General features: G+C 25.4%; 2 protein-coding genes. Both read right to left on the bottom strand.

Going from position 1 to position 2,214, the window contains the following annotated elements; translation table 11 throughout:
- Positions 1-487 precede the first annotated feature (487 nt).
- Positions 488-1,183, bottom strand: a complete 696-nt coding sequence (gene pseF, locus Q0F58_RS19050) for a pseudaminic acid cytidylyltransferase (RefSeq protein ID WP_294379596.1) — start codon at positions 1,181-1,183, stop codon at positions 488-490.
- A gap of 30 nt (positions 1,184-1,213) precedes the next feature.
- On the bottom strand, positions 1,214-2,214 hold a 1,001-nt coding region (gene pseG, locus Q0F58_RS19045; protein ID WP_294379594.1), incomplete at its 5' end, for a UDP-2,4-diacetamido-2,4,6-trideoxy-beta-L-altropyranose hydrolase.

Raw genomic sequence — 2,214 nt, 5'->3', positions numbered from 1 at the left:
ATTTTTTATAATTTCTCTTATTTCATTTTTATCCATCTACATTTTTTTCCCTTCCCTTAATAGTAACTCTATTTTTTAGTAAATTAATATTATCAATATCTTCATAAATTTATAACATCATATAAATTATTCTAATAATAACATTTAAATTTTTAGTTCTTTCTATTTTATTGTTTTTAATATCATCTTTATATTTTATCTACAATTTATACAACAGTCATTTCTACTAGTGATAATAATTTTATTTAAATTAAAAAGAATAGCAACCGAAATTTCTAATAGTCCTAGCATATTCATTTTTCCTCTAAACACACCATTCCTAAAAATTCTGTTGCATCTTTAATAACAACCATATTATATTTTCCAGCTATGTTCATTATCCGTTCCATATTAATTATGCTCTTAATATTTTCAGATATATAAACAACAACTCTAATATTTTAATATCTTTTAATTTTTTATTTATTAATTCTATCTATCGAGAATATTACTTTTTGCTTTGCATCATAAGCATATACTTAAATTCTGCAATTCTCCAATCTTCTTCAGTATCAATGTCTTGAGCTTCCATTTCTGAAACTATTAATGGTATTATCTTCTCAGATATTTGTCCTTGTTTTTTTATATAATCATCAACTCTATAAAAATAATATTGTCCACAATCATGGTACATTTCTTCCAAATCTTGAGATCTAGATGTACGGTATTGAGGCCATTTATATTCTATTTTTTCATCTTTCATAACCATCGAACGTTGAGGTGGAAAACCAAACTTTATTACCGGCATCAACATTATTCCATCATTTTCTTTAAATGTATCAAAACTATTTCTAAGTTTTTCTGCTGTTACAAATGGTGCAGTAGGATATATACATGCTGCATATTTAAATGTTTTTCCTATCTTCTTATATTCTTGAAAAACTTCCATAAGAACATCTGCTGTAGTTGAATAATCGTCTGATGTATCTGGACTTCTAAAAAATGGTACACATGCACCTGCTTTAATAGAAATGTCAGCTATTTCTTTGTCATCTGTAGATACCATTACCTCATCAAAGATATTAGATTCAAGCGCTGCTTTAATAGAATATTCTATTATAGGTTTTCCACAAAATTCTTTTATGTTTTTTCTAGGTATTCTTTTACTTCCACCTCTTGCTGTTATAATTGCTATACTATTCATTCATATTCCCCCCATAAACAAAATCTATACTTATTTAAAAATTTCTACAGCAAGCGTATATGCTATTTTTTCTACGCCTTTTCCGTCAAAATCCCTTTTTATATGATCAATTTTTACTTTTTGATTCTCATATTCATAAATTATTTTTTTTATATATTCAACTAACTTTTCACATCTATTACAATCCACTTTTTTAAAATCACTACTTCTAATATCACCAAACCAATTTATGTATTCATTCAATCCTTTCGCATCATGCTGATTATCTGCAATTGCAAATACTATACAAGGAATAGCTAAAGCCATCACTTCAAATACTGTCGTTCCACCAGTTGTAATAATTAAATCCATTTTAGCCATAAGATTTGATAAATCTAATATGTTTTCATATATATATATATTATTATAAATCATTGAAATATTTTTTAATTTATAAACCATTTCTTCTTTAAAATATGGTCCGATAATTACATGAATTTTAATATTTTTTAAATTGTTTAGTTTTTGAGTTAATATTGGTGTAGCTTTATAATAATCAGACCCTCCAACTGTTAATAGTATATTTATTACTTTTTCGTTCAGTTCTTTTTTTCTTTTGGTTATAAATTCTGTTCTTACAAATGAATAATTAATTCCACATAATAATTTTGTACTCCTAATTCCCCTATTATAATACAATTCTTTATCCGCACTAATATTCGGATTAACAATTGCTGCAACTTCTACAGCACATTCAGATTTTCCATCTATAACAACTAATTTTATATATTTTTTTAAGTTTATATAATAAAAATCCGTTGCAAAGTAGCTGTCTACAATAAATAAATCCGCATTAGTTTTATGAATAATTTGAATTGTTTCTAATAATTCAGAATTCATATCATTCACATTATCTTTTAAAACTATCATCTCAAAACCATTTTGTTCAATTATGGATTTTACATTTTCATTTCTACAAACAAAATACACACGTATTTGATAATCTCGTAATTTTCTTGCTAATGTTATGCATCGCATAACATGTCCCATTC

Origin of the sequence: uncultured Clostridium sp. (assembly GCF_934754915.1) — a bacterium.
Taxonomy (GTDB): domain Bacteria; phylum Bacillota; class Clostridia; order Clostridiales; family Clostridiaceae; genus Clostridium.
The sequence above is the reverse complement of the archived record's forward strand: the minus strand, read 5'-3'. Positions and strand labels throughout refer to the sequence as shown.

Bases quoted from the DNA above. Each gene is read 5' to 3' on its own strand.
- pseF (WP_294379596.1), bottom strand. From the start codon at position 1,183: ATGAATAGTATAGCAATTATAACAGCAAGAGGTGGAAGTAAAAGAATA.